Origin of the sequence: Lutibacter aestuarii (assembly GCF_042676885.1) — a bacterium.
GTDB lineage: Bacteria > Bacteroidota > Bacteroidia > Flavobacteriales > Flavobacteriaceae > Lutibacter > Lutibacter aestuarii.
Genome location: NZ_JBHTIC010000005.1, coordinates 286,208 through 312,339, shown reverse-complemented (window position 1 = coordinate 312,339; position 26,132 = coordinate 286,208). Strand labels below are relative to the sequence as shown.

Below are 26,132 nucleotides of genomic sequence, written 5' to 3'. Positions count from 1 at the left end.
TAATATTTAGATAGTGCAAGGGGAATTTGAATGCGCTATTTTTTGCCTCCTTAAATTTAATCATTTTGTTTATCAATAAATAATTTATTGATTGTTATTTTTGTTTTCTTTAGGAAGAATTAATACAAATTCGGATCCTATGTTTTCTTCACTTGAAAAATTAATTTTTCCTTTTAGATTTTCTATATGAGCTTTTATAATATTGAGTCCAATGCCCGTTCCTTGGATATTTAATGCATTTTCAGCTCTAAAATATCGATTGAATATAAATTTTTGATCGTTTTGAGGAATTCCTATTCCTTCATCTTTTATTTTAAAAATAATAGTACCGTTATTTTGGTAAACAGCAATTTGAATTGTGGTATTTTCTCCAGAATATTTAATAGAATTGTGTATTAAATTAGAAAGTATTAACTCTAATATGCGTTCATCTTGTTGAAGAACAAAATCATCAATATTATCAGGGATTATAATTCGTTGCCCTGTTTTTAATAATAAATTGGCATTATAAACCACTTCATTTATAACTTTACTTAAATGAAATGTTGAGAATTTATAAACTATTTTATTAGAGTCCAATTTTTCAATGGATAAAAAATCATTTAAAATGTCATTTAAGTAATGAACTTTATTGGTAATAATTTCAATATGTTTGTCACGTTTTTTTTGTTCTTCATTGCGTTGGTATTTTTTTAAGAGCATTGAGGAAGTTAAAATTCCACTTAAGGGAGTTTTAAATTCATGAGAAACCATAGATAAAAATTTTGTTTTAAGGTCGTTAAGTTCAATTTCTTTTTTTAAGGCAGCTTTAATTCTAGTTTCGGCAATAATTCTTTTTTTAATTTCTTCTTTGTAATTTAAATTTAGCTCTTTTAGTTGTTTAATGGTGTTATTGAGTTCAGCAGTTCTATGCTTAATTTTTTTTTCTAACTCGTCGTTTAATGTTTCAATTTGTTTTTCATTTTTTTTTCTAGTAGTAACATCAATAATTAAAGCAATTACAAAATTGTCATTTCCTACTTTAAATGGGTTTAATCCAATTTCAACAGGAAATTCTTTATTGTTTTTACCAATGCCATATAAGTCTGATCCATGTTCAATTTTTTTAATATGGTTTGTTTTTATAAAATTGTTAAAATGTGCGATGTGATTTTTGTGAAATTTAGAAGGAATTAAAATGTGAAGTGCTTTATTGATTAACTCACTTTTACGGTAACCAAACATGTTAGCAGCTGAAGAGTTAGCGGCAACTATTATTTGTTTTTGATTAACAATAATAACTCCTTCAGGAATAGCTTCAAATAAAATGTCAAAAATATTTTTATTTTGATGAAACATAGAATTTTAATTAAGAGAGATTTTACTATTAAATTTCGGAAAAAAAGTTTAATTATTTGATTTTTAATACATAAAATGTACATAAACTGATGGGAGTCATTATTTTTTAGAAGAAATAAAAGTAATTTTAAATTGATGGATGTTATAAGAAATAAGAAATTTGATTTAAAATAATGCTTACGTTTAAAAATTACAATATAGCTGATTGGTTTTCATTTTATAGAATTGCTGCAGCTCCATGGTTAATATGTCTATTACTATTAGATAATCGAAACCTATTTACTTGGTTTTTATTAGTTAGTTATAGTACGGATATGATTGATGGGTTTTTAGCTCGGAAATTAAATATTGCAAGCGCTAGAGGTTCTCAATTAGACTCATTTGGAGACCAAATTACATTTGCTATTGGTTTGTTAGGTTTGTTTGTTTTTGAATACGAATTTTTAAAAAAAAATTACCTGCTAATTCTAATTGCTTTTTTGCCTTATGTTATTCAAATGCTACTCGCATTTATAAAATATAAAAAAGCAACTGCCTTTCATACTTATTTGGCAAAATTATCGGCCATAGTACAAGCAGTTTTTATTTTATGGTTATTATTTTTTGAGCCTATTTATTGGTTGTTTTATGGAATGATTATATTGGGGGTTTTAGAAACTATTGAAGAAATTACACTCATATTCATGTATGATTCTTGGGTGACAGGCGTAAAAGGAATTTATTGGGCTTTAAGAGATAGAAGAAGATTAAAATTGTAATAGTTTATGAAATGCGGAAATTTTCTTTTTTATCAATAATATGGTTATGTATAGCACTTTTAATTGTTGATGTTTTAACTTTTTATTGGCTACAGGCTATCACAAAACCAATAGAAATTCCTTTTTTTAGGCCAATAGTTTATACGGCTTTTTGGGTGTTTACTTTTGGTTTAATAACTTCAATAATTACTTTAAGAGTTACTTTAAATTCAATACATCCCAAACGTAAACAATTGTTTATATCATCGCTTTATGGACTTACAGTAACTTCTTTTTTTCCAAAAATAATTTTTGTAATTATTATTAGTGTACTCTATTTTTCTAATACTTTTTTTACTGAAGAAGTTTCTCTGATTGTTATTCCGTTAATTGGAGTGTTTTCAGGAGTTTTACCGTTTTTTGTAATACTTTATGGAATTTTTTTGGCAGTATATCGATTTAAAGTTTATACAGTGAAGTTAAAGTTTGAATGGTTGCCTAAAAAATTTAATCATTTAAAAATTGTCCATATTTCAGATCTTCATTTAGGAAGCTTTAATTACCGATATCAAATATTAGAAATAGCAGTAAATATGATAAATGATTTAAATCCTGATTTTATTTTTTTTACTGGAGATTTAGTGAATAATTATGCTTGGGAATTGAAAGGTTGGGATACTGTTTTTAACAAATTAAACGCAACCAAAGGAAAGTTTGCAGTTTTAGGGAATCATGATTATGGAGATTATAGCACTTGGGAAACAGCTAGTTTAAAGGAAGCTAACTTTAAAGCTATTTTAAAATTTTACCAGAAAATAAACTTTAAAGTATTATTGAATGAAGCTGACATTTATGAAGAAGAAAATGAAAAAATAGCCATTTTAGGCATCGAAAATTGGGGAGTTCCTCCATTCAAACAATATGGAGATTTAAAAAAAACATTGACTATAACCAAAGGTGTTTCTTTTAAAATTTTACTTTCACATGACCCAACGCATTGGAGTGAAGAAGTAGTAGGTAAAGAAAATATTGCGCTTACACTTTCTGGTCATACCCACGGAATGCAAGCTGGAATTCAGTTTAAAAATAAAAAATGGAGTCCTATAAAATATAAATATAAACATTGGGCAGGTCTTTATAAGTTTAATAATCAATATTTATATGTAAATAGAGGTTTGGGTTGGTTGGGCTTTCCTGGTAGATTGGGAATGCGACCAGAAATTACATTGATAAAGCTTGAAAATTAGTAGTATAACGTATTTACAAATAGGTAATTAATTTAATGTTTAATAGCCTTTTTTTCATCACGTTTTTTTTGACGTTCTAACTTTTTAAAGTAGCCTCTAAATAAAAAATTGTGTTTTAAGGCTTCTAAATCTTCATTTAGTTTAACACTACTTTCTTTAATATTAAATATAGTTTCATCAATGTTTTTAACCAATATAGTGTCTTTAACTAAATAGTTTAAAGTACCTTCGCTATGTTGTAGCATTGTAATAAAAGCATTTAAATTAGTTATTACAGAGTCCATTTTTTTACTTGATGAATCTAAATTTGTAATTACCGATTTGAATTGGTTGGTAGCAATAGAATCGTTAACAATTAAATTTGCAATACTTTGGTCAAAATTAATTGAAGTAACGATGGTATTTAATTTTGAAAAAGTTTGAGATGCTTCAGCACTTGTTTTGGTTAAATTTAAGATGGTTTGTTTTAAATTTTTTGACAGTTCATCATCTTTAATTAGCATTCCTAAAGTACCTTTTCCTTGATTAATAGCTGTTGTGATTTTTTGAAGATCTGAGGTAAGTATGGCTGCATTTTCATTTGTTGTGTTTAAGGTTTCCAGCATATCATTTGTGTTAATTTTGCTATAGGATTGAATGGTGTCACCTGGTAACAAAGCTCTTGATAAATTTTTATTAGGGGCAATATTTATCACCATACTACCAACCAAACCATCTGAGCCTATGGCAGCTATGGCATTTTTTTTCAGGTGTTTAAGTATTTTTTCTTCAATAACCATATCAACGCAAATAGTGGTGTCATTAATCATAACGATACTTTTTACCGTTCCTACATTGATTCCTGAATACCTAACATTATTACCAAGTTGTAAACCATTTACATTATTAAATACAGCACTTATTTTAAAGGTATTTCCAAATAAATTTTGTTTGTTTCCAATAAAATATAGGGTTAGGATTAATAGTAATGTACTTATTACAATAAACAGCCCTAAATTAAATTTTTGTGTATTCGTTTGTTTCATCATAGTATTATTTAAAAAATGCTTGAACCTTTTCATCTTTTGAAGAGACTAATTCTTTAAAAGTTCCTTCAATATAATTAACACCATCAATTAATAAAATCATACGTTCTGAAATAACTCTAGCACAATCAACATCATGAGTAATAATTAATGATGAAGTACCTTGTTTGTGTTGAATAGCTCTTATTAATTGAATAATTTCCTTTGCAGTTATTGGGTCTAAGCCCGTTGTTGGTTCATCATAAATTATAATCTTCGGTTTTAAAATAATAGCACGTGCTAAGGCTACTCTTCGTTTCATTCCACCTGAAAGTTCATCAGGCATTAAATCAATGGCGTCAATTAATCCTACATTATCAAGTGCCTGTAATACTAGTTCTTCTGTATCAAAATTTTTTTCAGTACTTTTTCTTAAGGGAAATTCTAAATTTTCTCGGACAGTCATAGAATCATACAACGCACTTCCTTGAAATAAAAATCCCAGTTCAGTGCGTAGGCTATTTAAATCATTTTGACTTAATGTAGAAATATCTTTTCCCATAATTTCTATAAGACCTTCATCGGGTTGCATCAATCCAACCAAACATTTAATCATTACAGATTTTCCTGAACCTGATTTCCCCATTAATACTAAATTTTCACCTTTATATAATTCTAAATTAAATCCATTAAGCACGTGGTTAGTTCCAAAGCTTTTTTTAAGATTTACAATTTTTAAAATTGGAGATATGTTTGTATTTGGTTTCATAATTTAAATTTCGAAAAAAATGTCAGAAATAAATACCGCAATAAAATCTATAATAAATAATAACATTGAAGAGTAAACCACTGCTGTATTAGATGCTCTACCTACACCAACAGTTCCTTTTTTGCAGTAATAACCTTTAAAACAACCTACAATACCTATGGCAAAGCCAAAGAAGAATGATTTAACGGTAGCAGGAAGTATATCTGAAAAGGACAATGCATTGGATACTTTATTGAAATACAATAAAAACGATACATCTCCTTTTAAATATTCAACAATAGCCGATCCAAATAAAGCAACTGCATCTCCTAAAATAATAAGTAGTGGTAGCATTAATGTGGTTGCTAAAACTCTTGTAACCACTAAATATTTAAAAGGGTTTGTTCCAGAAACTTCCATAGCATCAATTTGTTCAGTTACTCGCATTGAACCGAGCTCAGCACCAATACCAGAACTTATTTTTCCAGCACAAATTAACGCAATTATTACAGGTCCTATTTCTCTAACAATTGAAATGCTTACCATAGATGGCATCCATGACTCAGCACCAAATTCCATTAAAGTAGGTCGAGATTGTAATGTAAAAACTAAACCGATAATAAACCCTGTGATGCTGACTAATAAAATAGATTGGTTTCCAACAATGTAGCATTGTTTTAGCAATTCTTTATACTCAAAAGGGCGTGTAAATAGTTCATTAAAAAATTTACCAGTAAAGTAAGATAACTCACCAATTTCAATAAAAAAAACTTTTATTCTATCTGATATGTGGTTTAGCCTTATCATATAACATTAAATGTTGTATAGCAATACTAATTTACAAGCTGCACTTTGTAATTAAAATGAGGAATATCATTTTATGAAGTCTAAATAATAAATAACTTTAATAAATTTCATTATAAGTGGTTGTTTAATTAACGGTTAAAAATAGATTACTTATGAGTAGTTTTAGGCATTGGTTTACAAATAGAAATAAACATAGAAAAAGTGAATTTTTAACAGACGAGCATTCATTTTTACAAGGTCCTAGAGATCGGTTTAAAGAATTGATTTTTACCTTTAAAGTTTTATATATTTTTATTAAAGCATTTAGAAAACTACATTTTATTGGTCCGTGTGTTACAGTTTTTGGATCGGCTCGTTTTGATGAAGAAAATGAATATTATCAAAAAGGGGTTCAAATTGGTGAAGCAATTTCAAAATTAGGTTTTACTGTAATGACTGGTGGAGGTCCTGGCATTATGGAAGCTGCTAACAAAGGAGCCTATAATTCTGGAGGATATTCTGTAGGTTGTAATATTGTTTTACCTGAAGAGCAAATGCCTAACCCATATTTGCATAAATGGATTAATATCCCTTACTTTTTTGTGCGTAAATTTTTATTACTAAAATATTCGTATGCATTTATTGTAATGCCTGGAGGTATAGGAACTTTAGATGAACTTTTTGAAGCTTTGACACTTATTCAAACAAAAATGATCAAAAATTTTCCAGTAGTAATTTTTGGAAAAGAATACCATAAAGAATTGTATGATCATATATTGTTAATGGCTAAAAATGAAAGCATTAGTGATGAAGATATGAAATTGTTATTTGTAACAGATTCTATTGATGAAATGGTTAATCATATCAAAATTCATGCGGTGAAAAAATTTGGTTTGGTTAAAAAAAGTTATAAAACTAAATGGTGGTTTGTAGAAAAGTTTAAATAGGAGTTATGATATATTTTAAATTGATAATAAAAAATATAGGCTTTATAATAGGATTTATACTATTATTGAAAGTTAGCTGGGGTGGTGAACATAGCAATTCTTTTCAAACTCAAAAGCAGCTAAAAGAAAATACTCAAAATGAAATAGTTGTAACTAAAAACATTCGAGTTAAGAATTATTTTCAATATATAGATTCTATAGTAAATTTTTTTAATGTAACTGAAAATTTAAATTTAACAGAGCATGTATTAGTAAGGTATAACAATTGGATTATAACGACTTTAGCAGAGATGGATTATTATAAAATGATTGCAAAAGATTCCTTTATATACAATCAAAAAGAACAAATAGTTTTAAAAAAAGGAAGTAAAATTTTAATACCAGATTCACTTAAAATTAAAGAACTTTTACAAAATTTTAATCATACATATTTAGATGTAAATATTCCTGAATATAAACTTCGTATTTATGAAAATTCAACATTACTTTTTGAATTTCCAGTTAGGGTGGGTAGAAATGAAAAAAAATATTTAAAAATGGGAAATAGAATTACCGATTTAAAAACTAAAACAGGAATTGGTAAAATAGTAAATCATGTAAAAAATCCAGATTATTACAATCCGGTAAATGGACATCAATATTTTGTAACCAAAAGAGACGACGGAAAGATTACCAAATTACCTCAAATTCCTTGGATAGAAACTGAGATTAATGGAATTAAAAATGGACAATTTATTCATCCAACTACCAACCAAAACACACTTAATAAACCATATTCTAATGGATGTATTGGGACCAAGGAAAGTGATGCTTGGTACATTTATTATTACGCACCTATACATACCAAAATTATTATTAGATATGACCTAAAAAAAATAAATGAAAGAGGCGATACAATTACTTTTAAAAACATATATAATTACAAGTGAAAACTTTAGTTTTTTAATATAAAATTATAAATTTTCTTCTTTTTAGCCTTTGAAAGCTCTTCGGTATATGTTAATAATCGATATACTCTTTTTCTCCTGTATTTGAATAAAAAGTATTTGTGCTCTAATTTGCAGTCGAGTAATTTTTAACAAATCTTTTGGTTAAATCTAGATTAGAAATAAATAATTTATCATAGGCGCTAAATCGGTAAAATCATCTTCTATAATTTTAATTTCTAGACTTTCAGCTGAATTCTGGAATATGCTTTAGAAGTATTTATATAACTTACTACATGTTTTGATACTTGAAAGTCTTCTGTAATGTTCTTAAATAAAAGGCTATTTTTAAAAAGAAATTTTATAACTAATATTTGGCACTATCAATGCTTCCCGATGTTCATCAACTATATTTGTTTTAATATTGTATCGATGACCTAAAAATTCTTTATAATTTGTAGCATTCAATATTTTAAAAGATAATTTTTGTGTCGTTTTCTTTTTATACCATTCGTAATTAATAGTGAAGTGCGTTACAAACGATGTTTTTGCTTGTTCTGTAAATGGATTTGTTTCATTGTAGACCACATCTTGTTCTAATGCCGAATTGTTTTGATCTATAACTGAATATCTATCACCTCCTTGAATGCTCATTCTTAAATTCACACCAAATAAGTTTTGTTTATTTTTTCCAATTCTAAATTCTTTACCCGCTAAAACATTAAAAAGATAATTTTTGTTAAATCGGGTGTTATACCAATTATCTGTACTTGTTTTATATTTAGAATCAAATACAGATGCAGAGATTAAATAATAAAAGCCATTAGTAATATACTGCTCTAGAGTTAGGTCTATACCATAATTTTGCCCATTACCATTATTCACGTAGGTATTATTAACAAACCAATCATTTTGTAAATTTAAAAGCGAGTTCGTGCTATTTTCTACTATAGGAATATTATATAAATATTGATAATAAGGCTCTATTTTTAAATGTAGTTTTTCTGAAATATTCCAATCATATGCTAGCACAAAATGATGTGATTTTGAAAAATCCAAATCTTTATTAGCCTTTGGTACAGTTGAGTTTACCGTATTTGCAAAATAAATATTTAAAGGTTCTATTCTACTATGTAAGCCATAACCAAAACTCATTTTACTACTTTCGTTTAGTTGATAGCTTAACCCAAGACGTGGCTCAATAGTAAAATGATTATTTAACGTAAATAATTGTGTATTCAACCCTGCATTTAATTGCCAATTTTTAAAAGAAAAAGACGAATTTGAGTATGCAGAAATTAAGGTGCTAGATCCGTTTTCTAAAACTACCGTGTTTAAATTATTTGTATTATCATTTTCTTTTAAGCTTAAATCATAGTTCATCGCTCTTACAATTACTCCTGTTCTGTTAGTATGTTTTGAACTGAACTTTTTATTGAGAAAAGATTTAAAAACAATGTTGTAGTAGGTGTTATTAATTTCATTTTGCGGTTGTAATTGCGAGGAATCATCAAGTCTATCTGTTTTTTGGTCAATACCATTTGCTGAAATTGCCAAGGTAGAGTTTACATACGCTGAATTTTCAAATATCAATCTATGGTTCACACCAAATGCTCCCATAAATTGTTTAACATTCTGTTTCTCGATATCTTGATAATAGTTTCTATTTTCAGTATTAGTTTCTGGTTTGGTTCCAGATTTATCCATCAAGCCTATTCCCCACAATGAAAAGAGTCCCATTTTTTTTATAGGTAATTTGACCTTGAATGATAGGTCTTGGTAATTTGTTCCTTGAGCATCTTCGGGTAGTAAAGGTGCTATAAGACCTAATGTGGAATATCTGTAATTTACAAGATAAGATGCGTTGCTTTCCTTGCTTAATGGACCTTCGGAAGTAAAGTCAATTCCTATGGCTCCAATTTCAAAGCTATGTTCAAATTCCGAGCTGTTTCCATTTCTCATTCGAATATCAAAGACCCCTGAAAGCGCATTGTTATATTCTGCGGGAAATGCTCCCGTGAAAAAATCGGAATTTGCCAATAAATTGCTGCTTAATGCAGTCAATCCACCACCACCAAACGAGGCTAAATCAGCAAAGTGATTAGGGTTTGGTATTTCTATACCTTCAATTTTCCATTGTAAGTATTTAGGTGCATTTCCTCTAATAACAATTGCATTGTTACTAACATTGCTTGCTACACCAGGAAAAGACGAGGCTAAACGAGCTGGGTCATCAAAACCACCTGCATATCTATTAGCCTCCTCAATATTTAACATTCTTGCACTAACCGTTGCCATTTTATTGATAGGTTTTTCTTTAATAATTTTTGGTTTAATAAACACTTCCTCTAATGAAAAAGCATTTTCTTTGAGAGTAATGGTTAAAACAACTTCTTTAGAAGATGTAACAACAACTTCAGGTTTAATAATGGGTTCATATCCTATATAAGATATTTTTAAATCATATCGGCCTAAAGGCACATTTTCAAGTATAAAATTCCCATCAACGTCAGAAGTACTTCCTAAAATTGGGTTTGAACCAATAATTACTACCGTAGCAAATGGAAGTGGTTCTTGAGAGGATTCATCAATAATTTTACCTTTTATAGTTTGTGTGATATTTTGTGAGTAGGAAAAAACAGAAATAAAAAGAATAAAATAGAGGGTTCTTATTTTTAGCAACATCAATTAATTTTTTAGAGTTTAAATTTGATGCTAAATTAGAGTTAGATAATATAATCTACTATACTGATTTATCAGTAATTTTCATACTAAATTCAGTTCTTTGGCAAATTTAATGGCTTCAATTGAACTATTTGCCCCAAGTTTTTTCAAAATATTTTGTCTATGAGTATTAACAGTATGTACACTAATAGATAATTTTTCAGATATTTCTTTACTTAACAATCCTTTGTTAACAAAAAATAATATTTGGTTTTCTCTATTAGACAATTTAGAACCTATATTATTTATAAAATGATCAACGTTTATTTCCCCTGTTTTTGTATTAACCCATTGACTTCTAATACCATTGTATTCTTCTTGGTTTGGAGAAATATCCATAGTACTTAAAGCTAACCAAAAATTTCCTTTTTCATCTAGCTCAAGAGTTTGAAATTGCTCTATGACTCTAATATATTTGTTTTCTGAATTTAATATTCGATATTCATTTTGAAGTTTATAATTTTTTCTTTCTGCAATGGGAAGTTTATAAGAATTTTTAAGAACAGATATCCCAATTTTTAGTAATGATACAAAATCTTCTGGATGAATTTTTGAATTATAATAATCGGTATCAATATTGTCTAAATTATAACCAAAAAGATTCTTTAAGTTGTATGAATTAAATATGTGTTCTTTTTTATGTAAATCAAATACAGTTATGGCACTGTTTTTTACTTGAGCCATTTTATTTAAAAAAGGGGTGTACTTTTCAAATATGCTATAATCTAACTTTGATTTATCAAAATTTTGTTGTTGTAAAACTTGATAATATTCTAATTCTAAATTTCTCATTTATTTTATTACGCTAAAAACTATTTATATAATGCTGTGATAAGCTGCAATATGTAACTCCAAAAGCAGATAATTTAGTATACTAAGTTCAAATAAGAGCTTTAAAATGGACGCTGTAAGAATGCGTTCTTTTGATTTGATTATAAAGTATAGATATTTGGCATTTGTTTTAGAGTGTATTTTTCTGGCATATTCTTTAATGCAAAATTTCTGAAACTTGAACCATATTTTAAAACGGCATTTTAGATGTTTGTCTTTACAATTTAACCAATTTTTCAACTTTTGTTTTTCGAGATTTATGAAAATCAACAAAGGCATCTTCTTCCTTTTTTGAATTGCTAATTGCCTGTGTTAAATAAAAAGCATCTTCAATGGCTTGCGCTTCACCTTGCCCTAAATCTGGAGTCATACTGTTGGCAGCATCTCCAATGAGACAGATATTACCTTTGTGCCAGTTTGTTTAATTTTTGTCAATAGTTTTGGATTTATCTAATCAAATACCTGAAGTGCATTTGGAGGTAACCAAATACCAGCACCTACTGCATCAATAGTTTTAGCTTTTTCGAATAATTTGTATGGGGTTCTTAATTTTTCAAATACTAAAGCTGTAGTAAATCCTCCTATTCCTCCTCCAATTATTGCTTTCATGATTTCTAATGTTTTATTTTAGTCTATCAAACAATATGGCTTTTTCAACAAATTTTCTATGGTCTAAGCTGGTTAGTTTTTCTAATAGATCAAATGATGCAATATAACTTACTAGACTACCATTTGAAGAAATAAATTTTCCATCTTGAACAACCGAAACTTTATTATCGTCTGCCACCATTATATTTGGATAGATTGATTGTAAAGATTCTCCACCACCGCAATAGGTTACAATTTCTTTTCCATCAGCAATACCTGATTCACCAATTAAAAAAGCTCCTGCACAATGACTTGCAATGTAATCAGTTGTTTTATTTTGTTCTTTTACAAAATCAACTAATTTTTTATTGGATGTTTGATCGGATGGATTATAGGAACTAGGAACAACTAAAACTTTTAAATTAGGTATCGCGTTAATCAAATAATCTGGTGTTATCCTTAAACCTTGAGCACTTTCATATACCTTGTTTTCAGCTGCTATTGTTATAACATTGAAAAGATGTCTTCCTTGAATATCTGGATTTGAAAAAACATCTAAAGGTGCTACAACTTCATTAATGATTACTCCATCAAATACTAATATTCCTATTGTTGGCAGGTTTTTGTTAATCAATTTTTCTGTCATTTTTTCTTGTTTTGATGTTTTAGTATTTATTGTCTTTTCAGAATTATTTTTTGTTTGTTCAGAACAGCTTAAAAGCAGAAAGGTAAGCAGAGTTAATAAGGTTATTTTTTTCATTTTATTATTTTTAGTTTCCAATTATTGTTAATATTCCTATTATTAAAAGCACTATCCAGCCAGGATGTTTTCCCTTTGTACCAACTAAAACCAATAAAGAACTAATGCCCATGGTATAAATGATTGATTGTAAAATAAAATCAACAAATTCTATATTTTGTTGGTTTTTTGTTAATGCTACTTTTATTAATACTGACCCAATACACCAGCCAAAAATAGATGCCAAATGCCAAGTAGCCCATAGTATTCTTAAATGTCTTTCTTTTAATTCACTACTTTCTTTTGATGGTACTAATTTTCCTTTATCCCTTTTGTCGTTAAAAATTAAATACTCCCCAAGGAACGAATGAACAATCCCCAATAAAAAGCATAAAATTCCAGCAGATAAAAAATATATATTCATTTATTGTGTCATTTTACCGAGGTTAATTTTTTCAGCTTTTTCAAAATAGACTTCCCTTACAAATTCCATGTTCTTCCATAAATAAGTATTCCCCTTTAATCCTTTGGTAGCTCTCATTCTTCTGTTCAATCTTTCTAATTCCTTTTTTGTAGCCTTTCTTTTTTTACCCAATTCACCATATAATTTTATTGCAGGTGGGTTAGGAAATTTTCCTTTGAACAAGGATTTAATCCAAAACCAACGATTACTATTAACGCCTAATACACAAATATTTTTATTTAGGTTTTCACATAACGGCAATTTTGATGGAAATTTTTCAAAATAGAAACCTGTTTGATTATCATTTAAAAAAAGCGACCCAATAGGTGTTACTGTTGGGTTGTTATTGGTGTCAACGGACGCAATAGATACGTAAAAATTTGATTTAAAACTTTTGTTGAAATGTTGTCGAATGATATTCCAATCCTTATTAATGTCCATTTTGTTTTTTGTTTATTTACGTTTTAAATAGAGAATTGTTATAATAGTTGGTAATAGCAATCCTTTTAGAGGTTTTAAACCTGAAAACATTGAAAGAAGTAGTTTGTCAGTTGATTTTGAAACTAGCCAAAATTGTGATAATACAAGCAAGCTTATTCCTAACCACATTCCTATTATTCCTATTTTTTTGTTTCTAATAATTAAAATGAAGCCTAGACTTGCTAATATTAATACTCTAAGAATACTTTGAACTGTGATAATTGATCTTTTATTAGAAGTAATAGAAAAAGAACTTAAAAATTTTTCTGAAGCCATAAAGTCAATTCCTAAATAAACATTATAGAGTTTAAAAGAATGATATAAGAAAAGAAAAACAATCAAAGAATATAATATAATCGATGGTATAATTTTTTTTAGCATACTTGATGAAGTTTTTAATCAGTAATTAAAACTTAATAAATGTTTTAATAAGGTCAATTGCATCATCAATGTCTTTATCATTATTTGATGATTTATTTATTTCGTACCAACCTATATAAAATAAATATAGAGTTTCTGCTTTTTGTATTGCCTCACTTTCAGAATAGCCTAACTTCTGAATTAGTTGAGAACCATATATGATTCTTGTTTTTTTAAATTCATTTAATAACTGTTTTAGATTGGAATTTGTTTCGGATTCTTTTCTTAAATAGAACATTAAATCTTTTCTCGATTTATCTCGGAAACCTAAAATTAAAAAACGCTCAAACCTTAATTTGGGATCTCTAATACTATCAATTTCAGTTATAATTGGCTCCATACTTTTGTTATACCAGTACTGAATTATTTCATTTAGAAAATTTTTCTTGGTTTTAAAATGATGGTAAAAACTAGATTTGTTACAATTAAGTTTTTTTGCCATTTGCTCTACATTTATTCCCTGTTTTCCTATAGTAGAAAAGTACTCGATTCCTAGTTTTAACCATTTTGTTTTGTCAATTTTAAGAGCTGGCATAGTATTAGACGTATTCGTTTAATGCAAATATATAAAAATTATTGAACGAAAGCGTTTAATTTTGTGAAATTTGGAGGTTTTTAATTTTTTACAATAAAACAAGCTAATAGATCATTTTTTTAACTAAATCAATTCAAATTAAATGATAGTCGTAAAACCACAAAAACTTGATAATCTTACGACTACCAAGTTTTTGTTACTAATTGATTTGTTAAAAAGTCGGGGTGGCAGGATTCGAACCTGCGACCTCCGCGTCCCAAACGCGGCGCGATAACCGGGCTACGCTACACCCCGTAATAATTTCGGACTGCAAATATAAAACTAAAAATACATTTAACAAGTATTTATTCAAAAATAAGTTGATAAGGTTTTTTTAAGGCTTCTTCTAATTCAAATATACCTATTGCTCGACTTTTTCTAATAGTTTCTTTTCCCTCAAAAAAAACTAAAATTGTAGGCTCTACAAATACAGAATAGTTAGCAGCAATTTCAGGAGAGAAATTTAAATCTATATGATAAAAGTTAATTTTGGGAAAATTAGTTGCTAATAAACTTTTAACTTTAGGCTCAAAAGCTTCACCCACATTACATGAGGTTGTTGAAAAGTATAATAAAATAGCTTCTTCTGTTTTTAATAGTTCTTCAAGCTTTTCAATGTTATTTATATGGGTTGTTTTACTCATGTTTTCAATATTTAAGGTTCTCAAAATTACTACAAAAAATCAATATTTTGTAGTTAATAATATACATTATGAAAGCTTATAATTACATTATAAAAAATTATAAACATTCACCAAGTATTACAATAAATTGCTATAAATTTGTTGGTTGAAAATAAAAAATAAATAAATCATGTCAGATACAATTGAAAGAATAAAATGTTTAATAATAGGTTCGGGTCCAGCTGGATATACTGCTGCAATTTATGCCGCTAGAGCAGATTTAAAACCAGTAATGTATACAGGAATGCAAATGGGAGGGCAGTTGACAACTACAACAGAAGTTGATAATTTTCCAGGATATCCTAATGGTACAGATGGTACAGCTATGATGGAAGATTTAAAAAATCAAGCTGAACGTTTTGGAACTGAAGTTAGATTTGGAATGGTCACTAAAATTGATTTTAGTAAAGAAATTGGAGGGATTCACAAAGTAACAGTAGATGACTCTATTCAAATTGAAGCTAATACCGTAATAATTTCTACTGGAGCTACAGCAAAATATTTGGGCTTAGAAAGTGAGCAACGTTTAATTGGTGGTGGAGTTTCTGCTTGTGCAACTTGTGACGGATTCTTTTATAAAGGACAAGATGTGGTTGTAGTTGGAGCAGGAGATACTGCTGCTGAAGAAGCAACTTATTTAGCAAATATTTGTAATAAAGTAACCGTTTTAGTAAGAAAAGACTATATGAGAGCTTCAAAAGCAATGCAACATAGAGTTGAAAAAACTAAAAATATTGAAGTGAAATTTAATACTGAAATAGATGAAGTTTTAGGAGATAATGTTGTGGAAGGGGTTAGAGCAGTAAACAATGTTACTGGAGAAAAAGAAGTAATTAATGTAACAGGCGTGTTTATAGCAATTGGTCATAAACCAAATACAGAAATATTTAAAGATGTTTTAGATATGGATGAAACAGGTTATTTAATTACTAAAGGAAAGTCTACAAAAACTAATTTGCCAGGAATTTTTGCAGCAGGTGATGTTCAAGATAAAGAATACCGTCAAGCAGTTACGGCAGCAGGAACAGGATGTATGGCAGCCTTAGACGCTGAACGATATTTAGGGTCTTTAAACTAATATGGTTTTTTTAAAAATTAAAACCCAAACCAAGTGTTTGGGTTTTTGTTTTTATATCAATGTGTAATCGTTTTCGTAAATTATTTATATATTCAAGTAATTAAACCTCAATAGTAATTAATTTTGTGTTATAAAACTTAATGTAATGGAATTATTTTCTAATAGTTATTTTGTATTGTTTCTTATTATAGTAATTGGTTTTATAATAGGAAGAATAAAAATTAAAGGAATTTCGCTTGATGTATCGGCGGTAATTTTTGTAGCATTAGTTTTTGGACACTATGGTGTTGAAATTCCAAGAGATTTTCAATATTTAGGTTTAGTACTTTTTATTTTTACGATTGGAATTCAAGCAGGTCCAAGTTTTTTCGAATCATTTAAAATGAATGGGAGAGAATTGGCAATACTATCCACTATTTTAATAGTAAGTTCAGGTCTGATAGCTTTTGTCATTTTTTATTTTTTTGGAATAGACAAAAACTTGATAATTGGTTTGTTAAATGGAGCCTTAACAAGCACTCCTGGTTTAGCTGCAGCTATTGATGCTACGGAGTCTCCGTTAGCTTCAATTGGGTATGGTATTGGATATCCTTTTGGTGTAATTGGAGTCATTCTTTTTGTTAGTTTTTTACCTCGTATTTTAAAAGTCAACATCAAAGATGAAGAAAAAAAATACAAAGAAGAGCTTTCTGCTGGTTATCCAGAAATTATTAAAAAGCATTTTATTGTAGAAAATGAAAATGTGATTGGCAAAACTTATGGAGAGTTAAATATTAGATTTATGACCAAGGCTGTCATTTCAAGAATAATGCATAATGATATTGTAATTGCACCAGAGCCTGAAATTGTTTTTCATAAAGGAGATGTGGTGAAAGCCGTAGGTACAAGCGATGCTTTGGAGCGTGTTAAATTATTAATAGGTTCTGAAACTCGACAAGAAATCCCGTTAGACACAAATTTTGATATAAGATCTATATTAGTAACTAATAAAGATGTTGTTAAAAAAACATTGGGACAACTTAATATTTTAGATACATACCACGCAACCATTACTCGTATTAGAAGATCTGGTATTAATATATCTCCAAGTCCTTCTACTAAATTACAGTTTGGGGATAAACTAATCGTTGTTTGTCATAAAACAAACATGAAACATGTAAGTCGTATTTTTGGAGACGATACGAGTAAGCTTTCCAATACAGATTTTTTACCAATAGCCGTAGGGATTATTTTAGGAATTTTGGTAGGTAAATTAAGTATAAATTTCGACTCATTTTCATTTAGTTTAGGTCTCACAGGAGGAATTTTATTAGTGGCACTTGTTTTAGGTAGAACTGGTAAAACAGGTCCTATTATGTGGACAATGACCGGTGCAGCAAATCAATTATTAAGGCAGTTTGGTTTATTGTTCTTTTTAGCTGCTGTTGGAACCAGTGCAGGAACCAGTTTGGTAAGTACTTTTCAAGAATTTGGTTTAGAATTATTTGTTTATGGAATTTTAATAACCTTATTACCAATGATTATAACAACTATTGTTGCCAAAACATTTTTTAAATTAAATATGCTTACGTTACTTGGAACATTAACTGGAAGTATGACGAGTACTCCAGGTTTAGCCGCTATTGATAATATGGTTGATACAGATGCTCCTTCAGTAGCTTATGCAACAGTGTATCCAATTGCTATGGTACTACTAATTATTGTTGTTCAAATTTTAAGTTTATTGTAACTAAAAATAGGATTAATTTGAAGGTCTTTTATAAAGTGATGCTTTATCTAAAAAATGAGCTAATGTAATTTTAGGATTCGCATATAAATAAACTTCAGAAGAGTTGAATGCAGAAATGTCTATTGACTCTGAGGAGTTTATATAAGCTTTTGAATTGTTGTTGGTTTTAACAATAGCTGTTTTAGTCTTAAAGTTATTACCTTTAAATGTACTATTTCCATTAGATTCCATTTCTAAATGACTACAAGTTCCTTTTAAATTGATATCGGATCTATCCAATACATTGATAAGGATATTTTTAGTGTCAATTGTAGCCTTTAAATTTGCCGACTCTTCCGTATTAATTATCGTTTCATTACTCACTGCTTCTAAATTAAGTTTAGTAGTTTTTTTAGCTTGAATATCAAGAGTTTTTGTGTTTACTTTAAGAACTATCTCAGCATCATCAAAAGCATTAATTTTTAACGAATCTATAATTAATAAATTGTCAGATTTTAATGAGGATTTATTATAAGCAAACAATTCTTTTAAATTATTATTTACAGATAAATGAACGGTCATTTCTCGGTATTTACCAATTTTTTCATTTAATTTAATAATAAGAGTCCCATTAACTACTTCAGTTATGATAGAACTTTGTATATTAGAATCTGTTTCAACAAGTACCGATTGGTTTTCATTATACACTAATTTAACAGAAATTTTATCAAGAACTTCAACTTTTGTAAAATCCGAAATTTCTCTATTTTCAGTAGTAACTTCTTTATTTCCTTTTAGTTTTCCTTGAGCATTTATGGAAATTGATAAAAGTAAAAATAGAGCTATTGGAAGTTGACTTAATGTTTTCATTAGATTTGTTTTTTCAAAAATAAAGAAATAATTTTTAGATATTAGTTTGGTCATTTAAAAATCTATATTAAATTTGTCGTTCAATAAATGAAGAACAATAGTTTAAATATGAATTGGTGGTGGAACTCTCTTATGCAATAAGCGAGAAGAACTACTATATTACTATTTTAATATAAAACAAAAAGGACTTATCTCGCGATAGGTCCTTTTTTTATTCTAAAAAAATGAAAAAAATAAAGTTTAAAACAATTACAAAAAAGCAATTGGCTGATACCATTACTCCTGTAGGAATGTATTCAAAAATTAGAGATAAATATGCCAATAGTTTATTGTTAGAAAGTTCAGATTACCACAGTAAAGAGGAAAGCTATACTTTTTTATGTGTTGAACCTATTATTACATTTAAAGCTGATGAAAATAGGTTTAACTATTACTATAAGAATAAAGAAGTAAAACAAGAAGTAATAGCAAACAATTTTTATGATATTTTTGAAAAATATGCGAATACTATAGAAGTTGATTGCGAAGATGAAATAAAATCGTTTAATGGATTTTATGGGCATATCTCTTACAACGCAGTACAGTATTTTGACACCATAAAATTTACAACTAAAAAAGCAGCTTCTGAAATACCAGATTTTCAATTTAGTTTTTTCAAATTTGTAATTGCAATTAATCATTACAATAATGAACTTACACTCATTGAAAATATAGAAAAAGGAACAACTTCAAGAATACATGAAATTGAATCTTTAATAAATGCCAGAACTTATGGTTTGTATAAATTTGAAACTGTTGGAAAAGAATCTTCAAACTGTAACGATCAAGATTTTAAGAATAATGTTACAAAAGCCAAAGGACATTGTAAAAGAGGAGATGTTTTTCAATTGGTATTATCGCGTCAATTTCAACAAAAATATAAAGGAGATGAGTTTAATGTGTATAGAGCGTTAAGGTCTATTAACCCTTCACCTTATTTGTTTTATTTTGATTATGGAAGCTATAAATTAATGGGTTCTTCACCAGAAGCCCAAATAAAAATAACTGAAGATAGTGCAGTAATTAATCCAATTGCAGGAACATTTAAACGTACTGGGGATATGAATTCTGACCTAGCTTTAGGCGAAAAACTATCAAACGATAAAAAGGAAAATGCAGAACATGTAATGTTGGTAGATTTGGCGAGAAACGATTTAAGTAAACACGCAACCGATGTGAGTGTTGAGATTTTTAAAGAAGTACAATTTTTTAGCCATGTAATTCATTTAGTTTCTACGGTCAAAGGAATTCCTAAAGGAAAAGCAATTGAAATTGTTGGAGATACGTTCCCAGCAGGAACTTTAAGCGGAGCTCCAAAATATAAAGCTATGGAGTTAATTGATACCTATGAAAACCAATCTCGCGGATTTTATGGAGGAGCAGTTGGTTTTATCGGTTTAAACAATACGGTAAATTTAGCAATCGCCATCCGTTCATTTGTAAGTAAAAATAACACCTTATTTTATCAAGCTGGTGCAGGTGTTGTGATTAATTCTAAAGAAGAAAGTGAACTACAAGAAGTAAATAATAAACTTGCGGCTTTAAAAAAAGCATTGGTTTTAGCAGAAGAAATTTAAAATAAGAGTACGATTACAGATTAAACTTATGAAAATATTAATAATAGATAATTACGATTCTTTTACCTATAACTTAGTGCATATGGTTGAAGATATTACAGGAGTGTATCCTTCAGTTTATAGAAATGATGAAATTTCTGTAGAGGAGGTAGCTAATTACGATTTAATTATTTTATCTCCTGGGCCTGGTTTACCTGATGAAGCAGGAGTTTTAAAAGAGGTTATCAAAACCTATGCAGCTTCAAAACCAATTTTTGGAGTATGTTTAGGCTTACAAGCTATTACAGAAGTTTTTGGAGGCTCTTTAGAAAATTTAGAAAATGTTTTTCATGGTGTAGCAACTAAAATGAAAATTACTAATTGCGATGCTGTAATTTATAAAAACGTTCCAACTGAATTTGAGGCAGCTCGTTACCATTCTTGGATAGCTTCTTCTAAGAAATTTCCTTCAGAATTAGAAATTACCTCTGTAGATGAAGATGGTTCAATAATGTCTTTACAGCATAAAAAATACAATATAAGTGCCGTACAATACCATCCAGAATCAATTTTAACGCCAGTAGGAGAACAAATTGTAAGAAACTTTATAGAAGCCCATACAAAATGAAAAATATTTTAAATAAACTTTTTGAACAACAACAACTCTCTAAAAATGAAGCTAAAGAAGTACTAATTCGTATGGCAAATGAAGAGTATAATACTTCTCAAATGGCTTCGTTTTTAACCGTATATTTAATGCGTCCAATCTCTGTAAAAGAATTAGCAGGTTTTAGAGAGGCATTGTTAGAATTAGCAATTAAAATTGATCTGTCAGAATTTAACACCATTGATTTATGTGGTACTGGAGGTGATGGAAAAAATACATTTAATATTTCAACCTTAACTTCTTTTATTGTAGCAGGAACAGGTAATAAAGTTGCTAAACATGGAAATTATGGAGTTTCTTCAATAAGTGGATCTTCTAATATGTTAGAATATTTAGGCTATCAATTTACAAATAATGAGTCTGAATTAAAGCATCAAATTGATAAAGCAAATATTTGTTTTTTACATGCGCCATTGTTTCATCCAGCAATGAAAGCTGTAGGTCCAATTAGAAGAGAATTGGGTGTTAAAACTTTTTTTAATATGTTAGGACCTCTTGTAAACCCAAGTAACCCACAAAATCAATTAGTAGGGGTGTTTAATTTAGAAGTTGCTAGAATTTACAACTACTTATTACAAGAAACTTCAAAAAATTATGGTATTGTATTTAGTTTAGATGGCTATGATGAAATTTCGTTAACAGGCGGTTTTAAATTATTGACCAAAAACAACGAACAACTAACTACTCCTGAAAATTTAGGGTTAAGAAGGTTGGAACAAACTGAAATTTTTGGAGGAGCTACGGTTAAAGAAGCTGCAAAAATATTCATTTCCATTTTAAACGGAAAAGGTACTGAAGCTCAAAATAATGTAGTTTTAACAAATACTGCTTATGCTTTAAAAACTTTTGATCCATCAAAATCCTTTGACGCTGCTTTTGAAGAGGCAAAAGAATCGTTAAAAAGTTTGAAAGCAAAGCAATGTTTAGAAAAATTAATTAGTAATTAAAAATTCATAGCTCAAAAGATGAATATTTTAGATAAAATAATAGCACATAAAAAACAAGAAGTAGCACTGCTTAAAAAAGAAGTGATGGTTGAAAAATTAGTAAAAAGTCCTAATTTTAATCGTACACCAATATCGCTTAAAAAAAGTCTGTTAAAAATAGGTTCTTCAGGAATTATAGCTGAGTTTAAAAGGCAATCGCCTTCAAAAGGAGTTATTAATAATACAGCTTCAGTTATTGAAGTAACAAAAGGTTATATGGAAGCTAACATTGCAGCACAATCTATTTTAACAGATTTAGATTTTTTTGGAGGAAATGTATTAGATATTATGCAAGCACGTTCGGTAAATGATTCAATTCCAATTTTGAGAAAAGATTTTATTGTTGACGGATTTCAAATTGTTGAAGCAAAAGCCATAGGAGCTGATGTTGTTTTATTAATTGCAGCTTGTTTAACAAAAGAAGAACTTAAAAATTACGGACAACTTGCGGAAGATTTAGGGCTAGATGTTTTATATGAAGTGCACAATCAAGAAGAATTGGATAAACTAAATTTAGATCATAAAATTATTGGAATTAATAATAGAAATTTAAAAACGTTTGAAGTTGACTTAGAACATTCAATACAATTAGCAAACCAAATACCAGATTCATGTATCAAAGTTTCCGAAAGTGGTTTAAGTGATCCTAGAATTATTACAGGTTTAAAAGAATATGGTTTTCAAGGGTTTTTAATTGGAGAAAACTTTATGAAAACAGAGAATCCAGGTTTGGCTTGTAAAGAGTTTATTAACCAAATAAAATAAATAGTTGATGAAAATAAAGGTTTGTGGAATGCGTGATAAAGAAAATATTCAAAACTTACTAATTTTGGAACCAGACTTCATAGGCTTTATTTTCTATAAAAAATCGAAACGATTTGTAACTAAATTTCCAGAAGTGGAAATTCCTTCAACCATTAAAAAAGTAGGGGTTTTTGTAAATGAAACAATTGATGAAGTTTTGAGAGTTGCCCAACTTTGCCAACTTGATGCTGTTCAATTGCACGGAAATGAATCTCCTTTATATTGTAGGTTATTAAAAGAGAATAATTTAATGGTTTTTAAAGCATTTTCTGTAAATGATGCTTTTGATTTTTCACAAACAGAGGCTTACCAAGCTATTTGTGATTATTTTTTATTTGACACCAAAGGAAAAGATTATGGCGGAAACGGTGTTAAATTCAATTGGAAAATTTTAAAAAATTATAAAGGTAACACTCCTTTTTTATTAAGTGGAGGCATTACTAAAATTGATGCAAATGAAATAAAAAAAATGAACCATAAATTATTTGCGGGTATTGATATTAATAGTGGTTTTGAAATTAAACCTGCATTAAAAAATATAAACGATATAAAAGAATTTAAAGAAAACTTAAAATGAGTTATTTTGTAGATGAAAATGGATATTATGGAAAATTTGGTGGAGCTTTTATTCCAGAAATGCTATATCCAAACGTAGAAGAGCTTAGAGTAAATTATTTAAAGATAATGAAATCTGATTCTTTTCAAAAAGAATTTAAAAGCTTGTTAAAAGATTATGTAGGTCGTCCTACACCATTGTATTTTGCAAAGCGACTTTCAGATAAATACAATACCAAAATTTATTTAAAAAGAGAAGATTTATGTCATACAGGAGCTCATAAAGTAAACAATACTATTGGGCAAATTTTAATGGCAAAACGTTTGGGTAAAAAAAGAATTATAGCTGAAACAGGAGCTGGTCAACATGGAGTTGCAACAGCTACAGTTTGTGCTTTAATGGGGATGGAGTGTATTGTATATATGGGTGAAATAGACATTGCACGGCAGGCACCAAATGTAGCTCGTATGAAAATGTTAGGAGCAACTGTGATTCCTGCTTTATCTGGTAGTAAAACATTAAAAGATGCTACAAATGAAGCTATTAGAGATTGGATTAATAACCCTGTGGATACACATTACATTATTGGTTCTGTCGTAGGTCCTCATCCTTATCCAGATATGGTGGCTCGTTTTCAATCGGTCATTTCAGAAGAAATTAAAAAACAGTTAACTGAAAAAGAAGGTAAAGAAAATCCAGATTATGTAATTGCTTGTGTTGGTGGAGGAAGTAATGCTGCTGGTGCTTTTTACCATTATTTAGCAGAGGAGAATGTAGGTTTAATTGCTGTTGAAGCCGCTGGGCTTGGAATAGATTCTGGTGAAAGCGCAGCTACAAGCGTATTAGGTAATGAAGGTATTATTCATGGGAGTAAAACCTTGCTAATGCAAACTAAAGATGGTCAAATTACCGAGCCTTATTCTATTTCTGCAGGCTTAGATTACCCTGGGGTTGGCCCTTTACATGCATATTTAAGCGAAAGTAAACGAGCAGAGTTTATTTCTGTTACAGATGATGAAGCTATGAAAGCTGGTATTGAGTTATGTGAATTTGAAGGCATTATTCCCGCGATAGAAAGTTCCCATGCTTTGGCAGTTTTTAATACTAAAAAATTTAAAAAAACAGATGTAGTTGTATTGAATTTATCAGGTAGGGGAGACAAAGATTTAAATACGTATATTAACTATTTTAAGTTGTAAAAAATGAATCGAATAAATAAAAAACTACAAGAAGATAAAAAGCTATTATCTATTTATTTTACAGCTGGTTTTCCACAGTTGAACAGTACAGTTTCAATTATTGAAAGTTTAGAAAATAGTGGAGTAGATATGATTGAAATTGGTTTGCCTTTTAGCGATCCTTTAGCCGATGGCCCAACAATTCAGGAAAGCTCTACAAAAGCTTTGGAAAACGGAATGACCACTGAAATTTTATTTGATCAATTAAAAGATATACGTAAAAATGTCAAAATTCCTTTAATTATTATGGGGTATTTTAATCCTATGATGCAATATGGAATTGAAAATTTTTGTAAAAAATGTAAAGAAATTGGGATTGACGGATTGATAATTCCAGATTTACCTGTGAAAGAATATAGTGAAAATTACAAAGTTATTTTCGAAAAATATGATTTGATAAATATATTTTTAATTACTCCTCAAACATCACAAGAACGTATTTATTTTATTGATAAAATTTCTAGAGGATTTGTTTATATGGTAAGTTCAGCAAGCGTTACAGGTTCGCAAAATACTTTTGGAACTGTTCAAAAAGAATATTTTGAACGTATTGCTGCAATGAATTTAAAAACGCCTCAAATTGTAGGTTTTGGAATTTCAAATTCAGCTACTTTTAAACAAGCTACTGATAAAACTAAAGGAGCAATCATAGGTTCTGCTTTTATCAAACATTTAAATCAAAATGGAATTGCAAAAATTAATGAATTTGTGACTTCAATTATTGATTAAAAAACTTTTTGTATTGTAAAACCCTAAAGTCAAATGTATTGAAATTAGGGTTTTTCTGTTTTAATAATTTATAAGTTGGATTGCTTCCAACAGCTCTGTTAGCAGCTCCAGATGGTGCAGTTAGTGAAACCACTTTAATTTTTCGAAATACTTTTGAAGTATCTTCAAAACTAAAATTATGAATTCTAGGGGTATCTAATGAAATAGGAATAAGTTCAATTTTTTTAGTTTTTAAATACTTTCTTAAATGGTATTCTGGGCCATTTTTACTGTTTCCTCCAGTTAATAATAAGGTTTCAATTTTAGGGTTTTTAGAGATGAAATAGTTTAAATCTCTTAATTTAATATTTTTCATTCCCAAGTCTGAAGCATCTATTTTTTCACGATTACAAGATGCTACAATATCACAGATACCAATGCTTTTTTCAGTTAAAAAATCCTTTCGTTGTTGGATAGCAATATCAGATGTTTCAAAGTATAGATTTAATTGAAATATTTCATTTAAAATTTTCCACAAGTGTCCATCGATACTGCCATAACAAAAATCTACATCTCCTTGTTTTAATTTTTGAATTGAAAACCTAGGCGGAGGTAAAGTCCCAACAATTAATTTAGTAGCATTTTTTGGGATAAATGGTTGGTATGGGTGTTTATGTAAAAACATTT

General features: G+C 28.7%; 29 protein-coding genes and 1 tRNA gene. 13 read left to right on the top strand and 17 right to left on the bottom strand.

What is annotated here, in order from left to right:
- Positions 1 to 84: 84 nt before the first annotated feature.
- Positions 85 to 1,338, bottom strand: coding sequence for a PAS domain-containing sensor histidine kinase (locus tag ACFQZW_RS03915; RefSeq protein ID WP_298264902.1), 1,254 nt, complete (start codon positions 1,336 to 1,338; stop codon positions 85 to 87).
- Between the two features lie 173 nt (positions 1,339 to 1,511).
- On the opposite strand from ACFQZW_RS03915, the gene ACFQZW_RS03910 reads away from it, so the two are divergent.
- Complete coding sequence (locus tag ACFQZW_RS03910) at positions 1,512 to 2,096, top strand: CDP-alcohol phosphatidyltransferase family protein (protein WP_298264900.1); 585 nt, start codon at positions 1,512 to 1,514, stop codon at positions 2,094 to 2,096.
- Between the two features lie 11 nt (positions 2,097 to 2,107).
- Positions 2,108 to 3,322 carry a metallophosphoesterase gene (locus ACFQZW_RS03905; RefSeq protein ID WP_386781522.1) on the top strand — a complete coding sequence of 405 codons (1,215 nt, stop codon included), beginning with the start codon at positions 2,108 to 2,110 and terminating at the stop codon, positions 3,320 to 3,322.
- 32 nt (positions 3,323 to 3,354) lie between these two features.
- Here the strand turns inward: ACFQZW_RS03905 and ACFQZW_RS03900 are convergent, their stop codons facing one another.
- Genes ACFQZW_RS03900 through ACFQZW_RS03890 form a run of 3 tightly spaced genes read right to left on the bottom strand, consistent with a single transcriptional unit; the run spans position 3,355 to position 5,881 of the window.
- Positions 3,355 to 4,347, bottom strand: a complete 993-nt coding sequence (locus ACFQZW_RS03900) for an MlaD family protein (protein ID WP_298265258.1) — start codon at positions 4,345 to 4,347, stop codon at positions 3,355 to 3,357.
- A 7-nt stretch (positions 4,348 to 4,354) separates the two neighbouring features.
- Positions 4,355 to 5,095, bottom strand: a complete 741-nt coding sequence (locus ACFQZW_RS03895; RefSeq protein ID WP_372801065.1) for an ABC transporter ATP-binding protein — start codon at positions 5,093 to 5,095, stop codon at positions 4,355 to 4,357.
- 3 nt (positions 5,096 to 5,098) lie between these two features.
- On the bottom strand, positions 5,099 to 5,881 hold the full coding sequence (locus ACFQZW_RS03890) for an MlaE family ABC transporter permease (protein WP_298285868.1): 783 nt from the start codon (positions 5,879 to 5,881) through the stop codon (positions 5,099 to 5,101).
- Positions 5,882 to 6,033: 152 nt separating this feature from the next.
- Between ACFQZW_RS03890 and ACFQZW_RS03885 the strand changes: the two genes are divergently transcribed.
- Positions 6,034 to 6,807 (top strand): LOG family protein, encoded by a 774-nt coding sequence (locus tag ACFQZW_RS03885; protein ID WP_386781521.1) that lies wholly within the window; start codon positions 6,034 to 6,036, stop codon positions 6,805 to 6,807.
- A gap of 5 nt (positions 6,808 to 6,812) precedes the next feature.
- Positions 6,813 to 7,736, top strand: coding sequence for a L,D-transpeptidase (locus ACFQZW_RS03880; protein ID WP_298285862.1), 924 nt, complete (start codon positions 6,813 to 6,815; stop codon positions 7,734 to 7,736).
- Positions 7,737 to 8,081: 345 nt separating this feature from the next.
- Here ACFQZW_RS03880 and ACFQZW_RS03875 read toward each other — a convergent pair whose 3' ends face one another.
- The 11 genes from ACFQZW_RS03875 to ACFQZW_RS03825 all read right to left on the bottom strand — a co-directional run bounded on the left by ACFQZW_RS03875 (position 8,082) and on the right by ACFQZW_RS03825 (position 15,196).
- Complete coding sequence (locus tag ACFQZW_RS03875; RefSeq protein WP_386781520.1) at positions 8,082 to 10,418, bottom strand: TonB-dependent receptor; 2,337 nt, start codon at positions 10,416 to 10,418, stop codon at positions 8,082 to 8,084.
- A gap of 81 nt (positions 10,419 to 10,499) precedes the next feature.
- A complete protein-coding gene (locus tag ACFQZW_RS03870) occupies positions 10,500 to 11,249 on the bottom strand; it encodes a response regulator transcription factor (RefSeq protein ID WP_386781519.1) in 750 nt (249 codons plus the stop codon).
- Positions 11,250 to 11,505: 256 nt separating this feature from the next.
- The gene (locus ACFQZW_RS03865) at positions 11,506 to 11,658 is read right to left on the bottom strand and encodes a hypothetical protein (RefSeq protein WP_298264891.1); all 153 of its coding nucleotides are present in this window, start codon (positions 11,656 to 11,658) and stop codon (positions 11,506 to 11,508) included.
- Positions 11,659 to 11,738: 80 nt separating this feature from the next.
- Positions 11,739 to 11,897 (bottom strand): hypothetical protein, encoded by a 159-nt coding sequence (locus ACFQZW_RS03860; protein WP_386781518.1) that lies wholly within the window; start codon positions 11,895 to 11,897, stop codon positions 11,739 to 11,741.
- Between the two features lie 13 nt (positions 11,898 to 11,910).
- Positions 11,911 to 12,636 carry a DJ-1/PfpI family protein gene (locus ACFQZW_RS03855; protein ID WP_386781517.1) on the bottom strand — a complete coding sequence of 242 codons (726 nt, stop codon included), beginning with the start codon at positions 12,634 to 12,636 and terminating at the stop codon, positions 11,911 to 11,913.
- Between the two features lie 10 nt (positions 12,637 to 12,646).
- Positions 12,647 to 13,039, bottom strand: coding sequence for a hypothetical protein (locus tag ACFQZW_RS03850; protein WP_386781516.1), 393 nt, complete (start codon positions 13,037 to 13,039; stop codon positions 12,647 to 12,649).
- Positions 13,040 to 13,519 (bottom strand): hypothetical protein, encoded by a 480-nt coding sequence (locus ACFQZW_RS03845; RefSeq protein ID WP_386781515.1) that lies wholly within the window; start codon positions 13,517 to 13,519, stop codon positions 13,040 to 13,042.
- Positions 13,520 to 13,531: 12 nt separating this feature from the next.
- A complete protein-coding gene (locus ACFQZW_RS03840; protein WP_386781514.1) occupies positions 13,532 to 13,939 on the bottom strand; it encodes a hypothetical protein in 408 nt (135 codons plus the stop codon).
- A gap of 25 nt (positions 13,940 to 13,964) precedes the next feature.
- Positions 13,965 to 14,513 carry a TetR/AcrR family transcriptional regulator gene (locus ACFQZW_RS03835; protein WP_372801619.1) on the bottom strand — a complete coding sequence of 183 codons (549 nt, stop codon included), beginning with the start codon at positions 14,511 to 14,513 and terminating at the stop codon, positions 13,965 to 13,967.
- Positions 14,514 to 14,732: 219 nt separating this feature from the next.
- Positions 14,733 to 14,807: transfer RNA gene (locus ACFQZW_RS03830), tRNA-Pro, on the bottom strand.
- A gap of 50 nt (positions 14,808 to 14,857) precedes the next feature.
- Complete coding sequence (locus tag ACFQZW_RS03825) at positions 14,858 to 15,196, bottom strand: thioredoxin family protein (protein WP_298264237.1); 339 nt, start codon at positions 15,194 to 15,196, stop codon at positions 14,858 to 14,860.
- A gap of 169 nt (positions 15,197 to 15,365) precedes the next feature.
- On the opposite strand from ACFQZW_RS03825, the gene trxB reads away from it, so the two are divergent.
- Both trxB and ACFQZW_RS03815 read left to right on the top strand, forming a co-directional pair.
- The gene (gene trxB, locus ACFQZW_RS03820) at positions 15,366 to 16,313 is read left to right on the top strand and encodes a thioredoxin-disulfide reductase (RefSeq protein WP_386781513.1); all 948 of its coding nucleotides are present in this window, start codon (positions 15,366 to 15,368) and stop codon (positions 16,311 to 16,313) included.
- A 145-nt stretch (positions 16,314 to 16,458) separates the two neighbouring features.
- On the top strand, positions 16,459 to 18,042 hold the full coding sequence (locus tag ACFQZW_RS03815) for an aspartate:alanine exchanger family transporter (protein ID WP_372801616.1): 1,584 nt from the start codon (positions 16,459 to 16,461) through the stop codon (positions 18,040 to 18,042).
- A 12-nt stretch (positions 18,043 to 18,054) separates the two neighbouring features.
- Here the strand turns inward: ACFQZW_RS03815 and ACFQZW_RS03810 are convergent, their stop codons facing one another.
- Entirely contained in the window at positions 18,055 to 18,891 is an 837-nt protein-coding gene (locus tag ACFQZW_RS03810; RefSeq protein ID WP_386781512.1) for a GIN domain-containing protein, read from the bottom strand.
- A 224-nt stretch (positions 18,892 to 19,115) separates the two neighbouring features.
- Between ACFQZW_RS03810 and ACFQZW_RS03805 the strand changes: the two genes are divergently transcribed.
- The 7 genes from ACFQZW_RS03805 to trpA are packed head-to-tail and all read left to right on the top strand — an operon-like array spanning position 19,116 to position 25,466.
- Positions 19,116 to 20,507 (top strand): anthranilate synthase component I family protein, encoded by a 1,392-nt coding sequence (locus ACFQZW_RS03805; protein WP_298264243.1) that lies wholly within the window; start codon positions 19,116 to 19,118, stop codon positions 20,505 to 20,507.
- A 28-nt stretch (positions 20,508 to 20,535) separates the two neighbouring features.
- On the top strand, positions 20,536 to 21,114 hold the full coding sequence (locus tag ACFQZW_RS03800) for an anthranilate synthase component II (RefSeq protein ID WP_386781511.1): 579 nt from the start codon (positions 20,536 to 20,538) through the stop codon (positions 21,112 to 21,114).
- On the top strand, positions 21,111 to 22,100 hold the full coding sequence (gene trpD / locus ACFQZW_RS03795; RefSeq protein WP_386781510.1) for an anthranilate phosphoribosyltransferase: 990 nt from the start codon (positions 21,111 to 21,113) through the stop codon (positions 22,098 to 22,100). Before ACFQZW_RS03800 ends, trpD begins: the two co-directional genes overlap by 4 nt.
- An 18-nt stretch (positions 22,101 to 22,118) precedes the next feature.
- Complete coding sequence (trpC, locus tag ACFQZW_RS03790; protein ID WP_386781509.1) at positions 22,119 to 22,904, top strand: indole-3-glycerol phosphate synthase TrpC; 786 nt, start codon at positions 22,119 to 22,121, stop codon at positions 22,902 to 22,904.
- A 7-nt stretch (positions 22,905 to 22,911) separates the two neighbouring features.
- Positions 22,912 to 23,520 (top strand): phosphoribosylanthranilate isomerase, encoded by a 609-nt coding sequence (locus ACFQZW_RS03785; RefSeq protein ID WP_298264249.1) that lies wholly within the window; start codon positions 22,912 to 22,914, stop codon positions 23,518 to 23,520.
- Positions 23,517 to 24,698, top strand: coding sequence for a tryptophan synthase subunit beta (gene trpB / locus ACFQZW_RS03780; RefSeq protein WP_386781508.1), 1,182 nt, complete (start codon positions 23,517 to 23,519; stop codon positions 24,696 to 24,698). Before ACFQZW_RS03785 ends, trpB begins: the two co-directional genes overlap by 4 nt.
- 3 nt (positions 24,699 to 24,701) lie before the next feature.
- A complete protein-coding gene (gene trpA / locus ACFQZW_RS03775) occupies positions 24,702 to 25,466 on the top strand; it encodes a tryptophan synthase subunit alpha (RefSeq protein WP_298264252.1) in 765 nt (254 codons plus the stop codon).
- Here trpA and ACFQZW_RS03770 read toward each other — a convergent pair.
- Positions 25,456 to 26,130, bottom strand: a complete 675-nt coding sequence (locus ACFQZW_RS03770; RefSeq protein WP_372802219.1) for a uracil-DNA glycosylase family protein — start codon at positions 26,128 to 26,130, stop codon at positions 25,456 to 25,458. The two genes, trpA and ACFQZW_RS03770, sit on opposite strands and share 11 nt — an antisense overlap.
- Positions 26,131 to 26,132: the final 2 nt, after the last annotated feature.